We start from the raw sequence: 22,029 nt of genomic DNA, 5'->3' as shown, positions 1-22,029 counted from the left end.
CGATCCGGGAGTCGGCGGCGGCCGGCTCGATCACGACGGGACGACGGCCGGCGCGAGCACCGCCATCAGATGGACCCGCCTGACGCCGAGTACGACCGGGAGCAGGCCCACGAACGTCGCGAGCGCGAACACCGCCAGCCCGACCACGCCCGCGAACAGGTAGGCGACGGCGACCAGCAGACACCCGGTCCCGAGCGACACGCGGGTGTAATCGAGGCGGCCGACCGTCCGGAGGTAGGCGTCGCCGACGGAGACGACGAGGGCGAAGCCGGCGGCGGCCGCGAGACAGGTCGCTCCCACGAGCGGGAGGAGGGGCCCCGTGGCGTCGACTCGCTCCATCGCGACCATCACGCCGGTGCGGGGCGTACCCAGCGCGACGAGGGCGAAGAGGGCGAAGACGGTGTTCGCCGTGTTGGCGCCGCTGGAGGCGACGAGGAAGCCGCGCGCGCCGGAGCGACCGGGAACGACCGGGAGGACGAGGACCGTCCCGACGGCCGCGGAGACGCCCGGGAGGTAGCCGACGAGCGCGCCCGCACCGGCGCCGGCGCCCGCCGTCCCGAGGACCGTCCGCCGGCCGAGGGAGACCGTTGGTTCGGCCTGTGGCGGGACACCCTCGCCCTCCAGGGCCTCGATCAACACGGGGGCCCCGAACAGCCCGGCGAACAGGGGCGCGAGGACGCTCCCGGCGGCGGCCGGTCCGGCCGGATCGAGGGCGAGCGTCGCCCACCCGAGGCCGGCGGCGACGGCGAGGGTTCCCACGGCGGCGAGGCGTCGCCGCCAGGTGGGTTCGGTAGCGACGACGACGAGCGCCACGCCGGCGAGCACGAGCGGGAGGTGTCGACGGAGCGTCGGGTAGACGGCGTCGACGACGCGGGTCAACGGGACGGCGACGGGGAGCGCGACGAGGACGGCGAGCCCGCTCCCGAGCGCGGAGAGTCGGAGCGCCTCCCGTCCCCGGCCGTCGAGGACCAGCCGGTGGCCGGGGAGCGTGACCGCCGCCGTGGCGGGGTCCGGAACCCCGAGTGCCAGCGCCGGCACCACGTCGAGAAAGGTGTGGACGACGCCGGCCGCGAGCATCGCCGCCCCCAGGGCGAGCGGCGGGCCGGGGAGGGCGGGCACGACGGACGCGAGCAACAGCGCGAAGTTGTTCGCGTGTAGCCCGGGCGTCAGCCCGCTACACGTCCCGAGGGCGACGCCCACGAGGACGTAGCCGAGCGTGGTGACACCGGCCGGCGTGGCGAGGCCCATCCCGCGGCGGTGGCCGCGGCATCGGGTTTCAATCTCCGGGGCGGCGAACCCCCGCGAGCCGCGGACGACGGCCGCGTGGCTCGCGGGGGTGGCGTCGCGAAAGAATCGGGTGGTCGTGACCGAATCAGCCGAAGAGTTCGCCGAGGCCCTCGCCGCTGGCCTCTTCGTCTTCTTCGTCCTCTTCCTCGGCCGCTTCCTCTTCGTCGGCCTCGTCGGCGGCCTCGTCGCCCTCGTCGTCATCGTCGTCGTCGCCAGCGGGGGCGCCACCGGCGGCGCCGCCGGCGGCGGGCGCGGCGGCGGCCGTGTCGATGGCCTCCTCGATGTCGACGTCCTCGAGGGCGGCGACCAGCGCCTTCACGCGGGACTGCTCCACGTCGACGCCGGCGGCCTCCAGGACCGCGGTCACGTTGTCTTCGTTGATCTCTTCGCCGGTCTCGTTCAGGATGAGTGCTGCGTAAACGTATTCCATTGGTTGTCTCCGTAGTTAGCCGAACATCGCGCCGAGACCCTCGCCGGCGTCGCCGCCGTCGTCGTCGTCGTCGTCGTCGTCGGCGTCGGCGTCGGTGTCGGTGTCGGCGTCCGCGTCGTCTTCGTCGCTCGATTCGTCGTCTTCGGCCTCGTCGGCCTCGGTCTCCGGGGTCGCCGCGGGCGCTTCCACGCCGCGCAGTTCCTCCGGGAGCGCCTCGTCGTCGTCGATGTGTGCCGCGAGGGCGCGCACCTGACTGTCGGCGGTGGCCACGAGGTCCGGCATCAGCTCGGGGTCCTCGATGGCGGCGTGGAGACCCACCGACTTGGCTTGGCCGGCCGCCTTGGCCAGCAGCGTGCCCGCGGTGCGGGCGGTCGGGTAGGCCGCGTTGACCGAGAGGTTGCGCGCGGCGGCCGCGGCCGACTCCACGTCGGCGCGGTACTCGTCGACGTCGATGGCGAGTTCCTCGGGTTCGAACAGGACGCCCTCGGAGTAGACCGCCCGGAGGTCGAGCCCGACTTCCTTGGGCTCGATCCCCAGTTCGCCGAGGACGTTCGCGAGTTCGTCGCTGACCTCCTCGCCGGCTTCGAGCACCGTCGAGTCGGCGGTCACCTTGATCGACCCGTCCATGATGCGGGCTTCGGCGCCCACCTGCTGGAGCTCGCCGACGAAGGGACCGGGATCGACCCCCGTGTCGCCCTCCGGGATCACGATGTCGTTGGGGGCGACCTCGCCCGCGTTGATCGGGGCGGGCGTCTTCGAGGCTTCCAGTTGCTGGAAGAGACCGAACGGGTTGTCGTTGGTGCCGATGAGGGCGACCTGCCCCGAGACGTACCCGGAGAGGTCCTCGTAGCCCTGATCGACCTCGTCGAGCGCGCGACTGAGAAGCGTGTTCCGGCTCATCCGGACCTCCGCGCTCCCGTGCAGGTCGCGACGCATGTTCTGGAGCTGTCGGCTCGGGATGCCGGTGACGCCGACGATCCCCACGCTGGCGTAGGATTCGATGAAGTCGACGAGTTCGTCGACCTCCGCGCGTTTCCACTGCGGGATCGTCTCGGTCTTCCGGGCGGCCTCGCTCTCGCTCATGCTTCGACCTCCACGGACGGCCCCATCGTCGTCTTGACGAAGATGGAGTCGATGTTGAGCGGTCCTTTCTCCAGGGCCGCCTCCAGGCGGCGGACGATGACGTCGATGTTGTCCGCGATCTCCTCGGCGTCCATGTCCTCCGCGCCGACGCGCGTGTGGAACGTGCGGCGGTCGCGGCTCCGGAGCTGAACCGTGTTCTTCATTCGTTCGACCGTCTCGACGACGTCGTCGTCGGGCTGGAGCGGCGTCGGCATCTTGCCGCGCGGCCCGAGGACGGTCCCGAGATACCGGCCGATATCCTGCATCATCGGCGCTTCCGCGACGAAGAAGTCGGTCTCGTCGGCGAGGTCCTTCGCGGCGTCGTCGTCGTCCCCGAGGTCTTCGAGTTCGTCGGGGCCGAGGACGTCGTCCGCGACCTCCTCTGCACGGAGGGCGGTCTCACCGGTTGCGAAGACGACGATCTGCGTTTCCTGGCCGGTACCGGCCGGCAGGACGACGCTCTCGTCGACGCGATTCGACGGGTCGTTGAGATCCAAGTCGCGCAGATTCACGGCGAGGTCGACCGTCTCGCGGAAGTTCCGCGGCGGTGCCTCGTCGAGTGCGCGAGAGACTGCTTGCTCTATTGTATCTGCCATCTTTCACCTCCGTAGTACGCTTGCGCTCCTACGGGTCAGTGAAACAGGCGTGGGCCTGTCTCATCGGAAGGTGGAGGATGTCGGACTTAAGTCCGTCGAAGCACCGACGACGACGACGCCGAAGACGGGCGTTTCGGCGGCGTACGCGACCGTCGGAGTCAGGCCCTCGGCGCCGCTCGTCGGCAGATGTGGATGTCGCTCTCGGGGAGCGTGAGCCACACTTCGTCGCCGACGGCGGGCGCTCGCTCGGCGAACGCCTCGACGGTCACGCGGGTGGTCGCGTCCTCGCGGACGGCGCGCTCGACGGTCCCGCGAACGTCGCCGTCGTCGCCGATGCCGACCGATTCGGGCCGGATCGTCACCACGTCGTCGCCCCCCACGTCGAGCGCCGAGCGGAGCGACGGCGCGTCGTCGAGGTCGATCACGTTCGATCCGGTGAACCGGGCGACCATCGGCGACTCCGGCCGGTGGAATACCTCCTCGGGCGTCCCGCTCTGGACGACCCCCCCGTCGTTCATGACGACGAGGCGATCCGCGAGAGCACGCGCAGTCGTCCGGTTGTGCGTCACATAGATGGCCGTCGCGTCCGCCAGCACGTCCGCGAGATCGTCGCGGAGCGCCTGTCTGGTCGGTACGTCGAGCGCCGCCAGCGGCTCGTCGAGCAGCATGACCTCGGGTCGTATCGCGAGCGCCCGGGCCAGTGCCACCCGCTGTTTCTCGCCGCCCGAGAGCGTGGGCGGGTAGCGGTCGGTCAGTCCGGACACGCCGAGTTCCGCGAGCAGGGCGTCCGGGTCGCGGGTGTCGTCGTGGTAGCGACTCCCGAAGTCGACGTTCTCGCGGACGGTCATGTGCGGGAAGAGCGCGTAGTCCTGGAAGACGAACCCGAAGTCCCGGTTTTCGGGGTCGGTGTCACTCACCCGCGCCCCGTCGAGCGTGACGGGGCCATCGTGGCGATGAAAGCCCGCCACGGTTTCCAGCAGGAGCGTCTTTCCGCTTCCGCTGGGGCCGAGAATGACGAGGCTCTCGCCCCGTTCTACCTCGATTTCGGCGTCGACGTGGAAGGAGTCCGCCCCGTCGGCGGAGAACATCGCCGACACGTCGGCGTGGAGGCTCATACGACGCCTCCGGTCGTCGTGCTGTCGGTGGTGAGATAGCGGATGATCAGGAAGATGAGCGCGGAGACACAGAGCAGGATGAACGCGACCGCACCGCTCTCGGCGAGGCCGCCCTGCAGGTACGTCCCGTAGACGAACACGGGAGCGTGCTGGGTCGTCACCTCACCGCCGGACGGCGGGTAGAAGAAGGAGACGGAGTAGGCGACGACGGCGACGGCGCCGAACTCGGAGACGGCGCGTGCCCACGCGAGGACGCCGCCGGTGATCATCCCCCGAATCGCGAGGGGGGCCGTCACCCGGCGGAACGTGTCCCAGCGGTTCGCGCCGTGGATGCGCGAGGCGTACTCCAGCCGGTCGTTGATCGACTCGAACGCCTCGCGCGTAGCGTTGACGGCGTAGGGGGCGCTCACGAACGTCATCGCGAGCACCATCCCGATCATGCTCCCGAGGACGGTGACGTTCGGGAAGGCGCCGCCCTTCCCGAAGCCGAAGAGGATGAGGATGCCCGCGACGCTGTGGGGGACGACCAGCGGCAGGTCGACGAGACTCTCGACCAACTGTTGGCCGGCGAACCCCTCCGAGAACAGGTGTGCGAGCGGGATGCCGAACGCCAGGCTGACGATGGCTGCCAGTAGCGGACCGTAGATGCCGAGATAGAGCATCCGATGGACGTCTGAACTGAGCGCCTTCTCGACGACGATGGACGGCTGTTGTCGCGCGACGAACATGAACAACGGGAGTCCGAGCGCGACCATCAGGATGCTCCCCATCGTCGCAGCGGCGACGACGAAGGAGTCGCGCCGGAGCAGGTACGCCGTGACCGCCGTACTGCCGATCATGAAGAAGGCGTACCACGTCGATCGACCGATGGTGTACGCGCCGGCGAAGGCGAGTCCCTGTATCACGACGAACGCCACGGCCAGCGATACGCGCCCGACCCCGTCCAACGAGAATCGCGCCTCAGTACTCGTAGCCATTGCTATCGTTATTTCCATTCAGAAACATAGCTGTGTCGGAGCGGGGAGCTCCGTTACAGTTCGAGCGGACCGAGGTTGCTCTTCGCGCTGGCCACGTTCATCACCCGATCAGGCACGGCGTCCTGACCGCTCTGGGGGACGACGATGGGGTCGACAGGGACGAGCCCCAACTCTTCGAGCACCGACTGACCGGCGTCGCTGCCGAAGTACTCGATCCACGCGGCGCCCGCTTCGGGGTTGGGCGCGACGTTCGGGACGGTCATCCCGTACGCAATTGGGGCGCCGGTGAACGTCCCGCTGTCGGTTTCGACTTCCGCCTTCGCGTAGTGTTCCGCGTACTCGCTCGTCGCCTGCGAGAGGTCGACCTGGGGCTGGAGGTCGATGTAGGGCATGTCCGCCGTACTGGAGATGGACTGGTAGTAGAAGGCGTAGTCGAGGGCACCGGACTCCAGTTGCCCTTTGAGCTTCGTCTCCGTTCCCGTCGGCACGGTGGAGTTCTCGCGGAGCTTCTCGTAGGTGGACTGGTCGTAGAGCGACGACCCGTCGAACTCCTCGGCTCCGAGTTGCTGGGTCATGACCGCACGGTAGCCGCCGGGGTCGACCGCGGGGTCGGAGTGGCCGATGGTCACGTCGTCGCGCGACAGGACTTCCCACCAGTTGTCCTTCGAGATTTCGTCCGCGCCCGGCGAGTCCTCGCGGTACTGGATCGACATCGAGTTCGTCGTGAAGATGGTGTACCAGTCGCCGTAGTCGGGGACGATTCGGTCCCGAATGAGCCGGAAGTCGGAGGTTCCGAGGACGGACGCCCGGCGACCCTGCTGGGTGATCTTCTGGGTCGAGGCGACCGATCCCTTCGGTTCGCGGTTCACGTCGACGCCGTACTCCTCCTCGAACGTCGGTTCGGCCTCGCTGAACGCCGCCGCGAGGCTACCGGCGTGGAAGATGGTCATCGAACCGCTGACTTCGGACTCCGGCGTGCTGGTCTCGGTCGGCGTGTCCGTCGCCTCGCCGCCGGAGTCCATCGACTCCTCGGTCGCCGTCGCAGTTGCCGTCGGATCGCTACCGCCACCACCGCCGCCGGAACAGCCGGCGAGCCCCGCCATCCCGGCCGCGCCGAGCCCCTTCAGCACGTCGCGGCGCGATCGTCCCCGAACGACCTGCTTCCAGTGCTCTTTTTGTGCTTGCAGCCAGCTCGGCGCATCTTTCCGTTGTTTCATTGTTAGCACAACGGCGTTGTGTTTTATGTGATATAACGTCTTTGATCGCCGCCGGGATGGTCACGACAACACCTTTTTGAACGGCCCCCGTGCGGAACGTATGGAGTTCTCGACCGAGTTCGATGCCCGGATCGGACGGGACGACGTGACACTCGCCGAGCGCGACGTCGTCCTCCTGCGGGCCATCGACGACCACGGGTCGATCAACGCCGCCGCGACGGAACTCGGCCGCTCGTACTCGCGGGCCCAACAGCGGATCGTCGAACTGGAGGGGGCCTTCGGCGACCTGGTGGCACGCAAGCGGGGCGGGTCGGGTGGGGGCGGCAGCCACCTGACGGACCTCGCACGGGAGCTACTGAACCGGTACGATCGGCTCAGCGCCGAGTTCAGCGGCGTCGCCGAAACCGAGGAGACCGTCCTCTCGGGACGGATCGTCGACCGCGACGGGGAACTGGCGACCGTCGAGACGGCGGCGGGGACCCTCGGGGCGCTCGTCCCGCGGAGCGACGACGGGAGCGAGGCCCGGCTAACCCTCCGCGCCGACGCAGTGACGTTACAGAGTCCCTCCCGATCGCCCGACGAGGATCGGACCAGCGCCCGCAACCGCCTGGAGGGGACCGTCCTCGCCGTCGACCGGGGCGAGGCCGTCGCTCACGTCACCGTCGAGGTGGGCGAGGGGGTGTCGCTCGCGGCCCTCGTCACCGTCGCCAGCGTCGAGCAACTGAACCTCCACCGCGGGACACCGGTCGTCGCCTCGTTCAAGGCCACCGCCACGCGGGGCGTCCGGACGGCCTAGGGACCGACGACCATGGTCGGTACGGGCGCCGTCCGGACGGTCCGCTCGGCGACACTGCCCAGCAGGACCCGTTCGACGCCGGTTCGGCCGTGGGTCCCCAGGACCACCAAGTCGGCCTCGACGGTGTCGGCGTAGGCGACGATAGCCTCGTGTGGACGCCCGGTGCGAGCGGTCGCGGTGGCCTCGATTCCGACGTCACGAGCCCGGTCGGCGAGGCGCCGGGCCGGCGTGTCGTCGTCGTCGACGGTGAGGGTGTGCAGCCGCGCACCGGTGGCCGTCGCCACGGCGATACCGTGCTCGCCCGCGCGCTCGGCGCCCTCGCTCCCGTCGGTGGCAACGACGATGTCGGCCAGTTCCGGCTCGTCGACGTCGCCGTCCCGAGTCACGAGCACGGGAACGCCGGCAGTCCGAAGCGTGTGCTCGGCGAGGCTCCCCAGCAGGTAGCGGTCCACGCCGGATCGCCCGTGGGTCCCCATGGCAACGAGGTCGATGTCCCGTTCCCGGATAGCCGTCGCCAGCACCCGCCGCGGGCGCCCCTCGACGACGTGTGTCTCGACTGGAACGGGGGCCAACGCCGCAACCTCGTCGACGACCCCGTGGGCCCGGTCGTGGAGGCGGGACTGCTGGCGGCGGACTAGGTCGTCGACGTCACCCACGATGTCGGTCCCGTAGCGGTCCGGATCGACCACGGAGAGGACGTGCGCCGTGGCGCCGGTCCGTTCGGCGAGGAACAGCCCGTAGCGGGCGGCGGTCGTCGCGGCGTCGCTGCCGTCGGTCGGGATCAGGATGTTCTCGTACATGATCAGTTCCCCGCCGGATCGGCGGGCGTGGTCGACTCGCCCCGTTCGATCAGCCGAACCGTTACCAGCGCCGCCGGCAGGATGCCGAAGGCGGCGACGAGCGATAACGCGATGGCGAAGACCGTCGTCACCCCGAAGTTCGCGAGCACGGGGAACTGCGATATGGTGAGGACGCCGAACCCGAAGATGGTGGTGAAACTCGACCCGAGCACCGGCCTGGAGAGCTTCGCGACCGCCGTCGTCGCGGCATCGACCCGCGACCGTCCCCGTTCGGCCACCTCGTATTCGAAGCGCTCGAACACGTGGACGCCGTAGTCGATGCCGATCCCGAGGGTCAACGACGACATCGTGATCGTCAGGGGGTTCCAGGGGACGCCGACCAGATACATCGCTCCCGTCACCAGCAACGCGGCGCTGCCGGCGACGGCGGCGATCAGGGTCGCCGAAATCTTCACCGAGCGGAAGGCAAAGGCCAGGAAGACGAACCCGAGCGTGAAGCTCAACAGCGTCATCGGCGTCAGTCCGGCGGTCACGTTCTCGATGACGTTCCGGTTGAGGACGGGCTTGCCCGTCACCTGCACCTGATCGGCCGTCGTCAGGGTGTAGTCGGCGTTGCCGTGGAACTCGTCGATCAGCGTCCGGACCGGCTCGCCCTCCACGTCGTCGACGTAGAAGGTCAAGAGCAGTTTACTCGGCTGGTCCGCCGGATCACGGATCGCGTTCGGTCCCTCGCTTGCGGCCTCGAGACTACCGTCGAGTCGGTGCTGGGTCTCGGGGATCGATCCGCCGTTTTCCATCCGAACGGTCGTCACCGGGCTTCTCACCGCATTCACGTTCGGATTCTCCAGCATCAACCGCTGGTAGGTGGCCACCTCCCGGAACGTCTCGGGGGTGTACGCCTGATCTGTTTCGACGACGACGTAGATGACTTTCGACCCCTCGACGGTGTCCTCCAAGCGCTCCAGATCCTCCTTGGCGTCGAGGTTCTGGGGCCAAAAGTCCATCATCTGCTGGCGAGGTTCGACCTGCGGGTAGGCGTAGGCGCCCCCGGAGACCAGCAGGAAGGCGATCAGGAGCGTCACCAGCGGCCGCCCGGCGGTCACCCGTCGGGTCACCGCCCCCATCGCGGCTTCGAGCCGGTCGTACTCCGTCTCGCCGTCCGTGGCGTCCCGTGTCCCCGTCTCGGACTCGCTCGCGCCCGCATCGAATCGGACCAGCAAGGCCGGCAACAGGGTCACCGAGAGGAGCATACTCGCGGCGACGCTGACGGCGCTCGTGACCCCGAACTGCTGGACCGGGGGCACCGCGGAGACGAGCAGCGAGCCCAGCCCCACCACGGTGGTGCCCATCGCGATCAGCAGCGCCCGGCCGGTGGTCCGAGTGGCCTGCCCCGCCGCCTCGACGGGCGCCCGACCGTTCGACCGCTCTTCGAGATAGCGGGTCTGGATCTGGAGGCCGTAGTCGATACCCAGACCGAGCGCGATGGGCATGACACCCAGCATGATGGCGTTGAAGTTGTAGCCGAGTACGCCCATCGCGCCGGTCATGTAGATCAGCGCGGTCATGGCCGTCCCCAGCGGGAGGAAGACGTGCCAGCCACGCTCGACCTTCGAGCGCATGACCAGATAGACGACTCCGAAGATGAGCGCGAACGCGCCCGCGAACAGCGTGATCATCTCCGGTAACATGAGCCCGAAGGCGGCGTTCTCGAAGACGGGCTGGCCGGTGATGGTCACCGACAGTCCGGGCGGGAGCGCGGCGAGTTCCGTCTCCTCTTGGATCTCGCCGTAGACGATGTCGGCGCCACGCTGGGGGAGCAGCCGCCCCCGATCGAACGTCCCGACGTCGCCGTAGTCGGCGAGGATGATCGTCGTGCCGGCCTCGGGGACGACCTGCCGTTCCATTCCCGCCAGTTCGGGGTTCCGGTCGGTCGCCCGATCGAGTGCGCGGCGGACGCCGGTCTCCGTCTCGGGAATCCGCCCGTCGTTGCCTGCCCGAACGAGGTCGGCGAGGCTGATCACCCGAGTCGTCTCGTCGAGGCCGGTGTATCGTCGGTCCAGCCGGTCGATAGCCCGTATCGTCTCCGGATCGTACAGCCGATCGGATTCGACGACGACGAAGACGTTGTTCCCCGTCTCGAAGTCGTCTTTCAGCCCCTCCCACTCCGTTGCAGTCTGCGAGTCGTCGTCGATGTAGAGGGTCATCCCCATACTCATCTGGAGCGAGGTGGCTGCGACCCCACCCGAGAGGAGGATCAGGACGACGACGACGGCGACGACCGGCCGGGGGTCGCGGGCACTCCGCTCACCGAGCCGTTCGAGACCGTCCCTGACGCGGGTGCCGATGTCGGACATCTACAGACCCAGGAAACGCAGGATGGACGCGAGCAGGCCACCCTGCCGATCGGTCACTTCCACGGCGGTCGGTTCGACGTTCGTGACGACGGTCCGGTCGAAGGAGTTGTCGTACTTGATCGTCGTATCGAGCGAGTAGGCCTTGGACGTGGCCGCGTCGTCGACGCTCACGGTGAAGGTGACCGTCCGCGACTCGCCGGGCGCCAACTCGCCGATATACGCCGTATCGTCGTCGGTCTCGAACGGCGTGTTGGCGTTGATGCGAGCGACAGCGTCGTGCATCGTCCCGTCACCGGTGTTGGTGACGGTCACCTCGACCGTCTCGGTCGAACCGGCGGCCACCGTCGGCGACCCCGACGTCTCGAAGGTCATTTCCGGGCCGACTTCGACCGGGATGGTCAACGGATCGCTCTCCACGGGGTCCTGGTACGTGTCGTCGTAGACGACGGTGAACGCGAGCGGATACTCCTGGGGGATCGCTCGGTCGGCAACCTCGAGTTTGAACCGCGCCGTTGCCGTCTCTCCAGGATCGAGCGTGCCGAGGCTGGCGTCGGTCGAGAGGGGCGAGAACGGCTCCGACGGACGCAACACGGCCCGTGCGTTGGGCACCGGGCGGTCGCCGGTGTTGGTCACGGACAGGGCCACCGCGCCCGTCGAGTCGACGTAGAGATCGGTCGTCGTCGCCGAGAGATCGAAGCTCGGCGCGTCCCGGATGGTCACTTCCCCGGTGCGGACCTGTGACTCCCGGACGACGCCGTTGCTGTCCTCGTACCGCAGTCGGAACGGAACGGTGTACGTGTCGGTCGACCCCGTGTCGGCAACGCCGACGCGGAAGGACGCGGTTCCCGTCTCGCCCGGTTCCAGCGTGCCCAACGAGAGGCCGTTGGTCCGCGGGGTCAACTGGTCGCTCTCCCCGAGAACGAGTTCGGCGTCGCTCGCCGTCTCCGAGCCCTCGTTGCGGACGGTGGCCACGACGCGACCGTCCTCCTTGGCGTTGAGGCTCTCGCCGTCGAGCGATTCCACGCCGAGCCTGACGGCCGGTTCGATCCGGACGGTCACGTAGGTCCGGGTCGTCTGATCCCGGCGGGTGACGTACGTGTCGTCGTCGTCGACGCTGACGGCACGGACGTACTGAAAGTCGAGCGTGACGGGCAGTCGGTAGGTGCCGGGACTCGCATCCTCGGCCACTTCGAGTTCGAGCGAGGCCTGCCGCGTTCCGTCGGGTGAGATGGTTCCGACCGGCTGCTCGCCAGTTCGGAGGGTGACGGGAGCGGACCCCGACTCGACGGACGCCGTCGTGGCCATCGCGGCCCCCGGCGTCACGCCCGCCGTCCGGAAGGCGTCGGCGAGCTTCGACGTCTCACCCTGGGAATTCGTCACTGCGGTGCCGCGGTTCTGGACCCCGATCTGCAGGGTCGTCGTCTCGCCGGGTGTGAGCACGTTCGATCCCTGGACCGACGTCACCAGTTCCGGCTCCTGATTCTCGCTGTACGTCGCGGCAGCAGCCGGGGTGGCGACCACGGCGGACATCACGAACAGCACCACGAGCGCCGTCACTGCGGCGCGTCCGTCTCGACCGATTGAACTCATTGTTGTGCTCAATATACACAATACTACCTAATAAGGCCGTCGCAATCGACGCTATATCCCCCTCTATAATGTGAGTATTTTGCACTACCACTGAGCAGTACGCTCGTCGATTTCGATACGCGTATCGGCCTCGATGTCCACGTGACGGACGTGACAGCAGACCTCTTCACACCGCTCGAGCTACGCGGCACCGAGGTTCCGAACCGAGTGATGGTCTCGCCGATGTGTCAGTACTCCTGTGAGGGTCGGGACGGACTCCCGACGGACTGGCACCACACCCACCTAGCCAGTCGGGCCGTCGGCGGCGCGGGCTTGGTGATGACCGAGGCGACGGCCGTCGAGGCCCGCGGGCGGATCACGCCCCACGACCTCGGAATCTGGCGCGACGCCCACGCCGACGCCCTCGCCGACGTCACCGCCTCGATCCGGGACCAGGGGAGCGTCCCCGGCATCCAACTGGCCCACGCCGGTCGCAAGGCCTCCAAGACCCGTCCGTGGGAGGGGAGTCGGCCGCTGACCGGCGGCGACGGCTGGGAGACGGTCGCCCCTTCGGCCGAGCCGTGGCCCTACGAGGAGGGCGAGACGGCGACACGACGGATGACCGACGACGATATCGGCGACGTGATCGACGCCTTCCGCGCGGCCGCGGAGCGCGCCCACGACGCCGGCTTCGAGGTCGCCGAGATCCACGCCGCACACGGCTACCTGCTCCACGAGTTCCTCTCGCCGGTCGCGAACGACCGCGACGACGACTACGGCGGGTGCTTCGAGGATCGGACCCGCCTCCTCCGCGAGGTGGCGAGCGCGATCCGCGAGGTGTGGCCCGACGACGACCCGCTGTTCGTCCGGATCTCCGCGACCGATTGGCTCGACGACCGCGACTCCTGGACCGTCGCGGATTCGATCCGTCTGGCCGACGACCTGGCGCCCCTCGGCGTCGACCTGATCGACGTGAGCGCCGGCGGCATCCACCCCGATCAGTCGATCCCCTCGACCGGACCGGGCTATCAGGAACGCTACGCTCGACGGGTCAGACAGGAGTCCGAGGCCGATATCGCGGTGGGCGCCGTCGGCGGCATCACGACCGCCGAACAGGCCGACGCCCTGATCCGGAACGGTCGCGGGGACCTGGCCATCGTCGGCCGCGAACACCTCCGCGACCCGTACTTCGCGCTGCACGCGGCCCGGGAACTCGACCGACTCGACGCCGACGGCATCGAGGTGCCGGTCCAGTACGACCGCGCCTTCTGAGCGGGCGAGCCGTCTCAGTCCTCACCGGGCGTCGGCGCCACGAACTCGCCGCCGTCGTCGAACGCGAGTGCCGCCGGCTCGGCGATCACCCGCAGGTCGTCGCGGTCGCGCGCCGCCTCGATCAGCGGTTCGGAGGCGTAACATCGCTGCAGTCGCATCGTGTCGGTGACCCGCAGGACCCGCGCCTCGTCGCCGGCGACGGGACCGATGGTCCCGAGCGCCCCCCGGAGCCCCGCGCGGTCGTTCTCGACGACCGGCGGCAGTCGGACGCCGCGGACGGTGCTCGCGGTGATGGCGTTGATGAGCGCCTTCGGCCAGTCGAGTCCCGCCTTCACGTCCCGGTGGACGAAGTCCGCCTGCCCCATCCCCATGGCGTTACCTTTCGTCTTCTCGGTCAGCCCCCGGAGATAGATGCGCTTCACGTCGGGCGATTCGGGTTCGGGCTCGTTGATCGTGAAGTGGCGGCGGCCGGTGACGTTCGTATCCATTCCCTGTCCGCTAATGTCCTTGCCGATCCGGTCCACTACGAGCACGTCCAGGTCGTCGAACGGGAGTTTGGGCATCCGCCGCTCGGCCGTCTCCAGCAGTTCGCGCTCGCGTTCCAGAAAGTCCGAGGCGGGGACGCCCTCGAGCAGCGTCGTGTCGTCGTGTTCGTCCTCGACGATGGCGACGCCGCCGGCGACGGGGAGCGCCTCCAGCAGTTGGCTCGCAATCTCGGGCAGCATGTTCCGAAGGCTCCAGTCGACGGCCCAGTCGTGGGCCATCTTCGCCCCGCGCTGTTTGCCCATGCCGATGACGAGCATCTTCGAGAGGCCGCTCTCCACCTCGCCCCCGAAGTCCGTGTGGGGTTTGATCCGGTTGACCATCACGATGGCGTCGGCGGCGACGGCGTTGGCGTCGGCGTACACCGGCACGCCCCGTTCGGGCGTCTCGCCCACCGTCTCGACGTCCATCGTCGCCCGGATCTCGCAGCCGACGGTCTCCTCGCTCACCCCGAGCGTGTCGAGTTTCTCGCGTTGTCCCTCGGCGGTCGCCCCGCCGTGGCTCCCCATGGCGGGGAAGACGAACGGCTCGTATCCCCGGTCGCGGACGCCCGCGACGACGCCGCTGACGATGCTCCCGAGGTTCGCGATGCCGCGGCTACCGGCGCCGATGGCGACCTCCCCGCCGTCGGGGACGTCCGAGAAGTCGAGGTCGTCGACGGCAGCCGCGGCCCGTCCCTCGATTTCCTCGATCGGGATGGGGTCGGTCTCCCAGATCTGCTCGATCACGCCCATGCGGGGGAACGTCGTCTCGCCGACGGCGGTCGCGACGGTGTCCTCCGGGACGACGAGGGAATCGTTCATACCGGGGATAGCGCGGACGTGGAAAAGAAACCCTCGGTGTCCGCGCCGATCGGCCGGACGCGACGGTGTGTCCCGATTACGCGGCCGCTTCGTCCGCGAACTGGTCGTCGTACTCGCCGTCGTCGATGCGCTCTTTGAACTGCCGGGGGTCGTTCCCCTCGATGGTGACACCGAGCGTGACGCAGGTGCCGACGACTTCCTTCGCGGCGTTTTTCAGATCGTAGGCGAGCAGGTCGGACTGTTTCTGCTCGGCGACCTTCTGCACCTGGTCGACGGTCAGGTCGGCGACGAAAGTCTCCTGGGGTTCGCCGCTTCCCGTCTCGAAGCCGGCCTCGTCCTTGATGAGTTCGGCCGTCGGCGGGACGCCCACCTCGATGGTGAACGAGCCGTCGTCGTCGTAGTCGACGGTGACGGGGACTTCCATGCCGTCGAACGCGTCGGTTTCGTCGTTGATCTGCTGGACGACGGCCTGTACGTCGACCGGCGTCGGACCGAGTTCCGGCCCGAGCGGCGGGCCAGGGGTGGCCTCGCCGCCGGGAACGAGCACTTCGATAGTTCCAGCCATACCGAATCAAACCCGGGGGCGACTTTTAACGGTTTTCTTTCGGTTCACGGCCGTATCCCCCTCTCATACTGTTTATTGTGAGTCGTTACCGGTGGTTCGCCGAGACGGTCCGGCGAACCACCGGCAACCAGTCACAATGATCCGTATCACGGGGCGATCACACGTCGACCGCGAAGTCCTCGAGATCGTCCGCTCGCTCGGCCATCGCGCCGAGCAACGCCCCCAGATCGCGGAGGTCCGTCTCGTCGATCACCTCGACCGGCGTGTGCATGTAGCGGTTCGGCAGGCCGAGGCTCAGCGACGGCGTCCCCCCGCTCGCCGTGTAGAAGGCGTCGGCGTCGGTGCCGGTGTGGGTGCCCGTCGCCTGCAACTGGACGTCCACGTCCGCGTCGTCGGCGACCGTTCGCGCCAGGTCGACGAGGACGGGGTGGTTGGCGCTCCCCCGCGACACGACGGGTCCCTCGCCCAGTTCGACGGGACTCCGCCGCTTCTCGGGGATGCCCGGCGAGTCGGTGGCGTGGGTCACGTCGACCGCGACCACCGCGTCCGGCGAGAGGTCGACCCCGACCATCCGCGCGCCCTGCAGGCCGACCTCCTCCTGGATCGTGCTCACGGCGTACACCGTCGCGTCGACGTCGGCCGCGGCCGCGCGCCTGAGCGCCTCGGCGGCCGCCCAGACGCCGATCCGGTTGTCGAGGCCGCGGGCCGCCACCCGCGACCCGTGGAGCTCCTCGACCGTCGTCGAGAACGTGACCGGGTCGCCGACCGAGACCAGGTCGCGGGCCTCGTCGCCGTCGGTCGCCCCCACGTCGACGTACTGTTCGCCGATGTCGTCGTAGCTCTCCTCGCCGGTCTCGCGGAGGTGGATCGCCGTCTGCCCGACAACGCCGGGCACGGGGTCGTCGCCGTGGACGGTCACGTGTTGGCCCTTGGAGACGGTGCGGTCGGCGCCGCCGATGGCGCCGATGCGGACGTAGCCGTCGTCGTCGATCCGGCGGACGATGAATCCGATCTCGTCGGCGTGGCCGGCGACGGCAAAGGACGTATCGACGTCCGGATCGCCGCGGTGGATCGCCACCGCGTTGCCGTAGTCGTCGGTCCGCACCTCGTCGGCGAACTCGTCCACGTAGTCCAGCCAGACGCGCTGCCCGCGCGTCTCGAAGCCCGAGGGACTCGGCGTCTCCAAGAGGCGGTGCAGGAACGCCCGGCGGTCCGGGTCGAGTGACATATCTCCCGGTACGGGGGTGCAGGCAAGAACCCAGCGATCCGGCGGCTCGGATCGTTCCTCGGCGGGCCCGTCGGGAGCGCCGCCGCCGGCGACGACGCCCGTCTCATACTGTTTATCGTAAGTCATTACCGGTGGTTCGCCGAGACGTTCCGGCGAACCACCGGTAACCAGTTACAATAATCCGTATCAGTCGCCGTGTCGGGTCACGCAGGTCGGCAGGCCCGTGAGTTCGACGGGTTCGGAGTTGTCCGGGGAGTAGACGACCATCTGCCCTTTCTCCATGTAGGGCACCTTGTCCTCCAGCGTCGAGGGGATGTTGACGCTGCTGATGGCGTCCTCGTCGCCCAGATTGAGCACCAACTTCGTGTTCACTTGCTTGAACACCGAGTCGGCGATGTCCTGTGGGTCCTGGGTGATGAGAAAGAGGCCGAGTCGCTCCTTGCGGCCCTGCTTTGCCGCCTCGGTGAACTTCCCGATGACCTTCCGGGCCTGGACGCTCTCGGCGTCGGTCAGGAAGTTGTGTGCCTCGTCCATCCCGACGATCAGCGGCGTCTCCTTGATCCGCTCGTGGTCCGGGTCGTTCGACAGTTTCTCGTCGACCAGCAGGCTGGCCACCGCGAGGACGACCAGTTCGGTCGCGCGCGAATCGGTGACGTGGTACGTGGGAACGACCGTCAGGCCACCGGGGCGGACGAGTTCGTGGACCAGATCGGTCACGGGGCGGGCGTCGCGGTCGAACACCCGCGCGAACGCGGACCCGAGCGCCCGCCGGCGGACCGCGTCGAAGGTGGCCTCGTGGATCCGCCCGGACTCGTCGAGTTCCTCCCGGAGGCCGGGGTCGTCGAGAAAGGAGGTGAAGGCGTCGTAGGTCGCTTCGTCGCCGTAGTCGCGGAAAAAGCGGTCGAGGAGGTAGTCGAGCGCCTGGTACTGGTTGTCGTTGAGACGGGCACCCGCGACCAGCCACGGCCGCCGACGGACCATCCGGAAGGGGACGGTGAAGGGAACCTGCTCGGCGCGGTGGGTGGCGCCGTCGTACGACGCCCCGTCGACTTCGGGGACGAGGGCCACGGTGTCGTCGTGGCCGCCGTGGGCCACTCCCTCACGGTCCAGTCGCCGGGCGAAGTCGTCGTCCATCGACGGGTTGTCGTCGTGCATCTGGGCGTACTCGTCCTGCGGGTCGAACTGGACCACCGCCGTCCGCACCTCGCGGCCGTCGTCCATCGGGTACGACGAGTCGAGATACTGCCGGAGGACGTTCTTCGAGGCGTGGGTCTTCCCCGACCCCGTGCCGCCGGCGACGAGGGTGTGCCGGAAGACCAGCGGGTCGCCGTCCGCGTAGTCGTCCGTGAGTCGGTAGTCGATGGTCGGCGGCGTCGCCGCCGTCCGCACCGTCTCGCCGCCGACCGCGAGGTGCCCGAGGAAGACGCCGTCGGCGGGGATGGCCAGCCCCGTCTTGATCTGTTCGGCGTCGGTCGCCTCGCTCACGACCGCCCCCGGCTTCGGCACCCGGTCGGTCATCCGGCGTTTCAACTCCCCGCCCTCCGAGAACAGCACCGCGACGGGATCCAGCGCCGCCACGAACTTGTAGTCGCGCTCGGCGAAGTCGTCGCGGCGCATCGCCCGCCGGGCGTGGATTTCGGTGGCGTCGTCGGCCTCGAACTCCTGGGCGTACTCGAGGGCCGTGATGCGACAGAAGAGCGTCTCGTCGTCCGGATAGGGGACGATCACGTACTTCCCGAGGCGGACCGACTCGCGATTGTCGCTGGTGATGAAGGCCTTCAGCGCCGTGTCGTCGCCGTCTTCCGCGACGCGGAGCCCCTGGGAGACGGAGATGGAGCCGAGGCCGTGGTCGGCGCCGCTCGGCGAGACGTCGTAGGTGTCGAAGTCGTCGGCCGTCGCGTCGTCGGTCGCCCGCGACGCCTCGGCCGTCGTCGCCTCGTCGGTTGTCGCCTCGTCGTCCGGCGAGTCGCCGGGCGACACCTCCGTGAAATCCCCGAGGTCGGACATGTCCACTACCACGGAGGTGGGGATGAAACCCCTTTCGGCGAGGGTGTCAGATGTCGTCGTCCGTATCCCCCGTGTCGCCGTCGTCCTCGACTGCCTCCGCCGTGGAGTCGCCCTCGAGAATCGTATCGAGGCCGCTCGTCGGCGGTTCGCACACGTACAGGAGGCCGTCGTCGGCGACGTAGAAACTGCCGTCCTCGGGGTCCTCGAACACGCGGGCGTCGAGGTCGATGGCCGTGTCGACGAGACCCTCCAGTCCGTCGACTTCGACCCGGGGACGGTCGCTGACGGTCGCGGGGAGCCGTGCGGTCGTGATCCAGTCGTCGAACTCCTCGCGAGTCGATCGGAACTGCAGTGTCGCACGCTCGGCTTCGGAGACGGCGAACAGATCGTCGTACCGTCCGTACGCGAGGCCGGCGAGGCCAAGGAAGCCCACGATCAGCGCGGCCGGGCCACCGATCCGGTACGCCGGTCCGTACGTCCGCTGCCGGGTGAACGGTTCGGTCGTCGATCCGTCGAGCGATTCACCCTCGACGGCGCCGACCTGATAGGTGGTCCCACTGACCGAAACGGGGAGCCGGTAGTCCGCCGTCCGCGCCACGTCGTTCCCGTTGACGGTGCCCTCGAACTCGACCGTCGAGACGACGAGCATCTGAATCGTACCGGGCGTCCCGCCGAGCCGCTCCGAGATGTTCGTCATCCGGTTGTACGTCCGGTTGACGTTGCGTTCGAAGGTGAGTTCGGTCGATTCGCCCGGTTCGATGCCGGTCGTGCGCGTCGTCCCGAGTGGTTCGGTGAGCCGCCAGAACTCGATACGTTCTTCCCCGCTCTGAGTCGGCTGGGATTCGACCGCGCGGAGTATCAACGTCTGCTGGACGGTCACGTCCACGCTCCCACCGTCGGTCGCCTGGTAGCCGAACCGGAACGTCCCCTCGACGAGCGGACTGATGGAGAGGAAGTACGCGGGTCGATTCGAAAGCTCGGTGCCGACCGAATACAGCGGGTTCGGCTCCGTCACCGCTGCCCTCGTCTCGTAAGTTCCGTTGGCCTCCCACGAGGAGACCTGTCGCTGCTCGGTCGTCGTTCCGGGAGCCTCGTAGGCTGTGTACGTCGCGTACCCGCCGACCGCCATCAGTACCACGCCGACCAGGACCAAGACCGCGAACCACTCGTCCAGCAGGATCCGTCCGCGCACCCCCCACTCCCGTGGCATGTGGCGCTTTTTCCCGATACCCCTACAAGAATCTTGAGGAGGCGGCGGGATTACCCGTACCGCCTCAACAGTCGCCGGAGGGTCGAGACGCCGTCACGGGAACGGGAGCGAGAGCGGAGCCGGCCGGAGCCGACGAGCGACATCCCGAACAAGTAAAAGGGGACGCCGATGACGGCGTCGACGACGAAGATCGGCAGCCACGGGTGGACTCGGTAACAGGCGTCGATCACCGACGGAGGCAGAACGGCGAGGTAGCGATACTCCGAAACGTACCGACGGTAGTACCCCGTCTCCGGGGGAGCGGACAGCGTCAGCGTCGCGTTCGCGCTCGATCGACCGGGGACGCGAAGCCGTTCGGGAGTCGTCTCGACACCCTCGCTGGCGGGCGTCAGATAGACCACGACGGGGACGACGCCGGCGTTGGGGACGCGGTAGGTGAGGGACTCGGCGGTCCCCTGTCGGATGATCGTCGGATTCTTCGAGTCGAAGTCCGCGCTCACGACGCCGAACTCTTGGGTTCCCGCGGGAACCACCATCGACGCCGTCGCGGTGAGAACGATCAGCGCCGCGAGTCCGGCGACGATGACCCTCGACGACAGCCCCCGGTCCCGACTGCGGGATCGGCTTCGGTCGCGGTCCGTTCCGTCGGTCACGAACAGATCGAAGAGGTACAGAAGCACCGAGAGACCGAGCAACAGGTACGTGAGTCCCTGGGTCCCGAGCAAGGATCGGCTCCCCGTCACCGACGCGACCGTCCGCTGGGTGTCGGTGACGGCGCTTTGGAGACCCATCACCGCCGTCCCGAGGTGTGGAATCACGACGACCGAGCCGCCGACTTGCCACGCCTTGGCGACGATTTGGGCATCCTTCACCGGTGGCTCGTTGCCGTCCTGATCGGTGAATGGATTGGCGTCACCGCGGGTGACGTAGCCCCGCTCCGTCTCGCCGACGATCCGATGGGTCGTGAGACCACCACCCTGGATCTGTTCGGCCCGAAAGACGATCACGTCACCCTCCTCGACGTCGCCGTCGATGGCCGTCGGGATGGCGACGAACCCATCGCCGGGGTTCAACGTCGGCTCCATGCTCCCGGTTTCGACGAACCCGAGCAACACCGGATAGCCGAGCGCCTGTCCGGCGACGAGCGCGACGACGACGACGATGGCGAGGACCTCCCCCGCGACCGAGAGCATGCGTCGGGGAGACATTCGATTCACCGGACGATTACGTCGAGCCGATAAAAAACCTCTCCGCTCACCCCGTCTGCCGTCACCGATCGCCACTATCCGGTCGATCCGTCGGTATCGAACAGCTCCAGCACCAGACACACGTACGGGCCGATGAATCCGAGACAGAACCCGAGTAGATGGACGTAGTCGTTCGGAACCGTCGCCGACCCGGTGGCACCGGCACCGAACCCGACGAACGGGAATCCGACACACAGGAGGGTCGCGACGACGAGGAGGTCGAGCCAGCCCCGCGTCGATCCCGCCGTCTCTACACCCCCGGCTCGTCGGCGGTCCGTCTCGAGAGCGTGGACGTAGTACGTTCCGAGCACCCCACAGGTCAGCGTGATTCCCAGACTCGTCGTCGAGGGGGGGAGGGCGACGACGGGTGTGATGGCGATGACGACGAAAAACACGGCCGGTGCGTGCCGGAACTCGATCCACGAGGCGAGTCTCGCCCGGGCATAGATCGGAATCAGGAGAGCGAGAAGGCCAGCGAACGCAGCGTTCACGCCCGAAAATCCGTACCCGACGGCACGGCGGGGAAGGGCGAGGTTCAACGCGGAGAGCACGGGGGGGAGTGCTAGCAGGAAGGTTCCCGTCGCGGCCCCGAACAGTCGCCGCCGACCGGCGAGTACCGCGAGCAGATACGCGACACCGGCGAACACTCCGTACCCGAGCAGATTCGAGGCGAGATGTGTGACCCGGAAGTGGACGAAGTGTGCGGCGAACGCCGTCGTGAGAGTGGGCGAAGCGTAGAGAAAGGTCAGCGAGCGGCGACTCGATTCCGGTAACAGGAAGATGCCGAGCAACGCTGCCGGGACGGCTGCGAGCGCCAGGCAGTCCCGGACCCGAACGAGGTCGACGACAACGGCGCCGAACGGCGGATCGTCGGTCGAGCGGAGCGACACG

19 protein-coding genes are annotated in these 22,029 nt (G+C 68.4%); 2 read left to right on the top strand and 17 right to left on the bottom strand.

Going from position 1 to position 22,029, the window contains the following annotated elements; genetic code table 11:
- Positions 1 to 30 precede the first annotated feature (30 nt).
- The 7 genes from EI982_RS02105 to EI982_RS02075 all read right to left on the bottom strand — a co-directional run bounded on the left by EI982_RS02105 (position 31) and on the right by EI982_RS02075 (position 6,657).
- On the bottom strand, positions 31 to 1,248 hold the full coding sequence (locus EI982_RS02105; RefSeq protein ID WP_157687918.1) for a tripartite tricarboxylate transporter permease: 1,218 nt from the start codon (positions 1,246 to 1,248) through the stop codon (positions 31 to 33).
- A 124-nt stretch (positions 1,249 to 1,372) separates the two neighbouring features.
- Entirely contained in the window at positions 1,373 to 1,717 is a 345-nt protein-coding gene (rpl12p, locus tag EI982_RS02100) for a 50S ribosomal protein P1 (RefSeq protein WP_157687917.1), read from the bottom strand.
- A 15-nt stretch (positions 1,718 to 1,732) separates the two neighbouring features.
- Complete coding sequence (locus tag EI982_RS02095) at positions 1,733 to 2,800, bottom strand: 50S ribosomal protein L10 (protein WP_157687916.1); 1,068 nt, start codon at positions 2,798 to 2,800, stop codon at positions 1,733 to 1,735.
- Complete coding sequence (locus EI982_RS02090) at positions 2,797 to 3,435, bottom strand: 50S ribosomal protein L1 (RefSeq protein ID WP_157687915.1); 639 nt, start codon at positions 3,433 to 3,435, stop codon at positions 2,797 to 2,799. The genes EI982_RS02095 and EI982_RS02090 overlap by 4 nt, the downstream gene beginning before the upstream one ends.
- A 158-nt stretch (positions 3,436 to 3,593) precedes the next feature.
- Positions 3,594 to 4,550: an ABC transporter ATP-binding protein gene (locus EI982_RS02085; RefSeq protein WP_157687914.1), complete on the bottom strand. Its 957-nt coding sequence runs from the start codon at positions 4,548 to 4,550 to the stop codon at positions 3,594 to 3,596.
- On the bottom strand, positions 4,547 to 5,527 hold the full coding sequence (locus tag EI982_RS02080) for an ABC transporter permease (RefSeq protein WP_157687913.1): 981 nt from the start codon (positions 5,525 to 5,527) through the stop codon (positions 4,547 to 4,549). Before EI982_RS02080 ends, EI982_RS02085 begins: the two co-directional genes overlap by 4 nt.
- A 53-nt stretch (positions 5,528 to 5,580) precedes the next feature.
- Positions 5,581 to 6,657 carry an extracellular solute-binding protein gene (locus EI982_RS02075; protein ID WP_233255266.1) on the bottom strand — a complete coding sequence of 359 codons (1,077 nt, stop codon included), beginning with the start codon at positions 6,655 to 6,657 and terminating at the stop codon, positions 5,581 to 5,583.
- 187 nt (positions 6,658 to 6,844) lie between these two features.
- Between EI982_RS02075 and EI982_RS02070 the strand changes: the two genes are divergently transcribed.
- Positions 6,845 to 7,540 carry a molybdenum-pterin binding protein gene (locus tag EI982_RS02070; RefSeq protein ID WP_157687911.1) on the top strand — a complete coding sequence of 232 codons (696 nt, stop codon included), beginning with the start codon at positions 6,845 to 6,847 and terminating at the stop codon, positions 7,538 to 7,540.
- Here the strand turns inward: EI982_RS02070 and EI982_RS02065 are convergent.
- The 3 genes from EI982_RS02065 to EI982_RS02055 are packed head-to-tail and all read right to left on the bottom strand — an operon-like array spanning position 7,537 to position 12,284.
- Positions 7,537 to 8,340, bottom strand: coding sequence for a universal stress protein (locus EI982_RS02065; RefSeq protein WP_157687910.1), 804 nt, complete (start codon positions 8,338 to 8,340; stop codon positions 7,537 to 7,539). The genes EI982_RS02070 and EI982_RS02065 overlap by 4 nt on opposite strands.
- A 2-nt stretch (positions 8,341 to 8,342) precedes the next feature.
- Entirely contained in the window at positions 8,343 to 10,694 is a 2,352-nt protein-coding gene (locus tag EI982_RS02060; RefSeq protein ID WP_157687909.1) for an efflux RND transporter permease subunit, read from the bottom strand.
- Positions 10,695 to 12,284, bottom strand: a complete 1,590-nt coding sequence (locus EI982_RS02055; protein WP_157687908.1) for a COG1361 S-layer family protein — start codon at positions 12,282 to 12,284, stop codon at positions 10,695 to 10,697.
- 150 nt (positions 12,285 to 12,434) lie between these two features.
- On the opposite strand from EI982_RS02055, the gene EI982_RS02050 reads away from it, so the two are divergent.
- On the top strand, positions 12,435 to 13,535 hold the full coding sequence (locus EI982_RS02050; protein ID WP_157687907.1) for an NADH:flavin oxidoreductase/NADH oxidase: 1,101 nt from the start codon (positions 12,435 to 12,437) through the stop codon (positions 13,533 to 13,535).
- Positions 13,536 to 13,549: 14 nt separating this feature from the next.
- Here the strand turns inward: EI982_RS02050 and EI982_RS02045 are convergent, their stop codons facing one another.
- The 7 genes from EI982_RS02045 to EI982_RS02015 form a co-directional block, all read right to left on the bottom strand.
- Positions 13,550 to 14,881: a nickel pincer cofactor-dependent isomerase, group 22 gene (locus EI982_RS02045; protein ID WP_157687906.1), complete on the bottom strand. Its 1,332-nt coding sequence runs from the start codon at positions 14,879 to 14,881 to the stop codon at positions 13,550 to 13,552.
- Positions 14,882 to 14,957: 76 nt separating this feature from the next.
- The gene (locus tag EI982_RS02040; protein ID WP_157687905.1) at positions 14,958 to 15,446 is read right to left on the bottom strand and encodes a 50S ribosomal protein L11; all 489 of its coding nucleotides are present in this window, start codon (positions 15,444 to 15,446) and stop codon (positions 14,958 to 14,960) included.
- A gap of 157 nt (positions 15,447 to 15,603) precedes the next feature.
- The gene (locus EI982_RS02035) at positions 15,604 to 16,674 is read right to left on the bottom strand and encodes a zinc-binding metallopeptidase family protein (RefSeq protein WP_157687904.1); all 1,071 of its coding nucleotides are present in this window, start codon (positions 16,672 to 16,674) and stop codon (positions 15,604 to 15,606) included.
- 186 nt (positions 16,675 to 16,860) lie between these two features.
- A complete protein-coding gene (locus EI982_RS02030) occupies positions 16,861 to 18,681 on the bottom strand; it encodes an ATP-binding protein (RefSeq protein ID WP_157687903.1) in 1,821 nt (606 codons plus the stop codon).
- A gap of 46 nt (positions 18,682 to 18,727) precedes the next feature.
- Complete coding sequence (locus EI982_RS02025) at positions 18,728 to 19,891, bottom strand: DUF5305 domain-containing protein (RefSeq protein WP_157687902.1); 1,164 nt, start codon at positions 19,889 to 19,891, stop codon at positions 18,728 to 18,730.
- Between the two features lie 50 nt (positions 19,892 to 19,941).
- Positions 19,942 to 21,099 carry a signal peptidase I gene (locus EI982_RS02020; RefSeq protein WP_157687901.1) on the bottom strand — a complete coding sequence of 386 codons (1,158 nt, stop codon included), beginning with the start codon at positions 21,097 to 21,099 and terminating at the stop codon, positions 19,942 to 19,944.
- A gap of 74 nt (positions 21,100 to 21,173) precedes the next feature.
- The gene (locus tag EI982_RS02015; protein ID WP_157687900.1) at positions 21,174 to 22,028 is read right to left on the bottom strand and encodes a hypothetical protein; all 855 of its coding nucleotides are present in this window, start codon (positions 22,026 to 22,028) and stop codon (positions 21,174 to 21,176) included.
- Position 22,029: the final 1 nt, after the last annotated feature.

Source organism: Haloplanus salinarum (assembly GCF_009762275.1).
Taxonomy (GTDB): domain Archaea; phylum Halobacteriota; class Halobacteria; order Halobacteriales; family Haloferacaceae; genus Haloplanus; species Haloplanus salinarum.
This window is presented reverse-complemented; position numbering and strand designations above follow the sequence as displayed.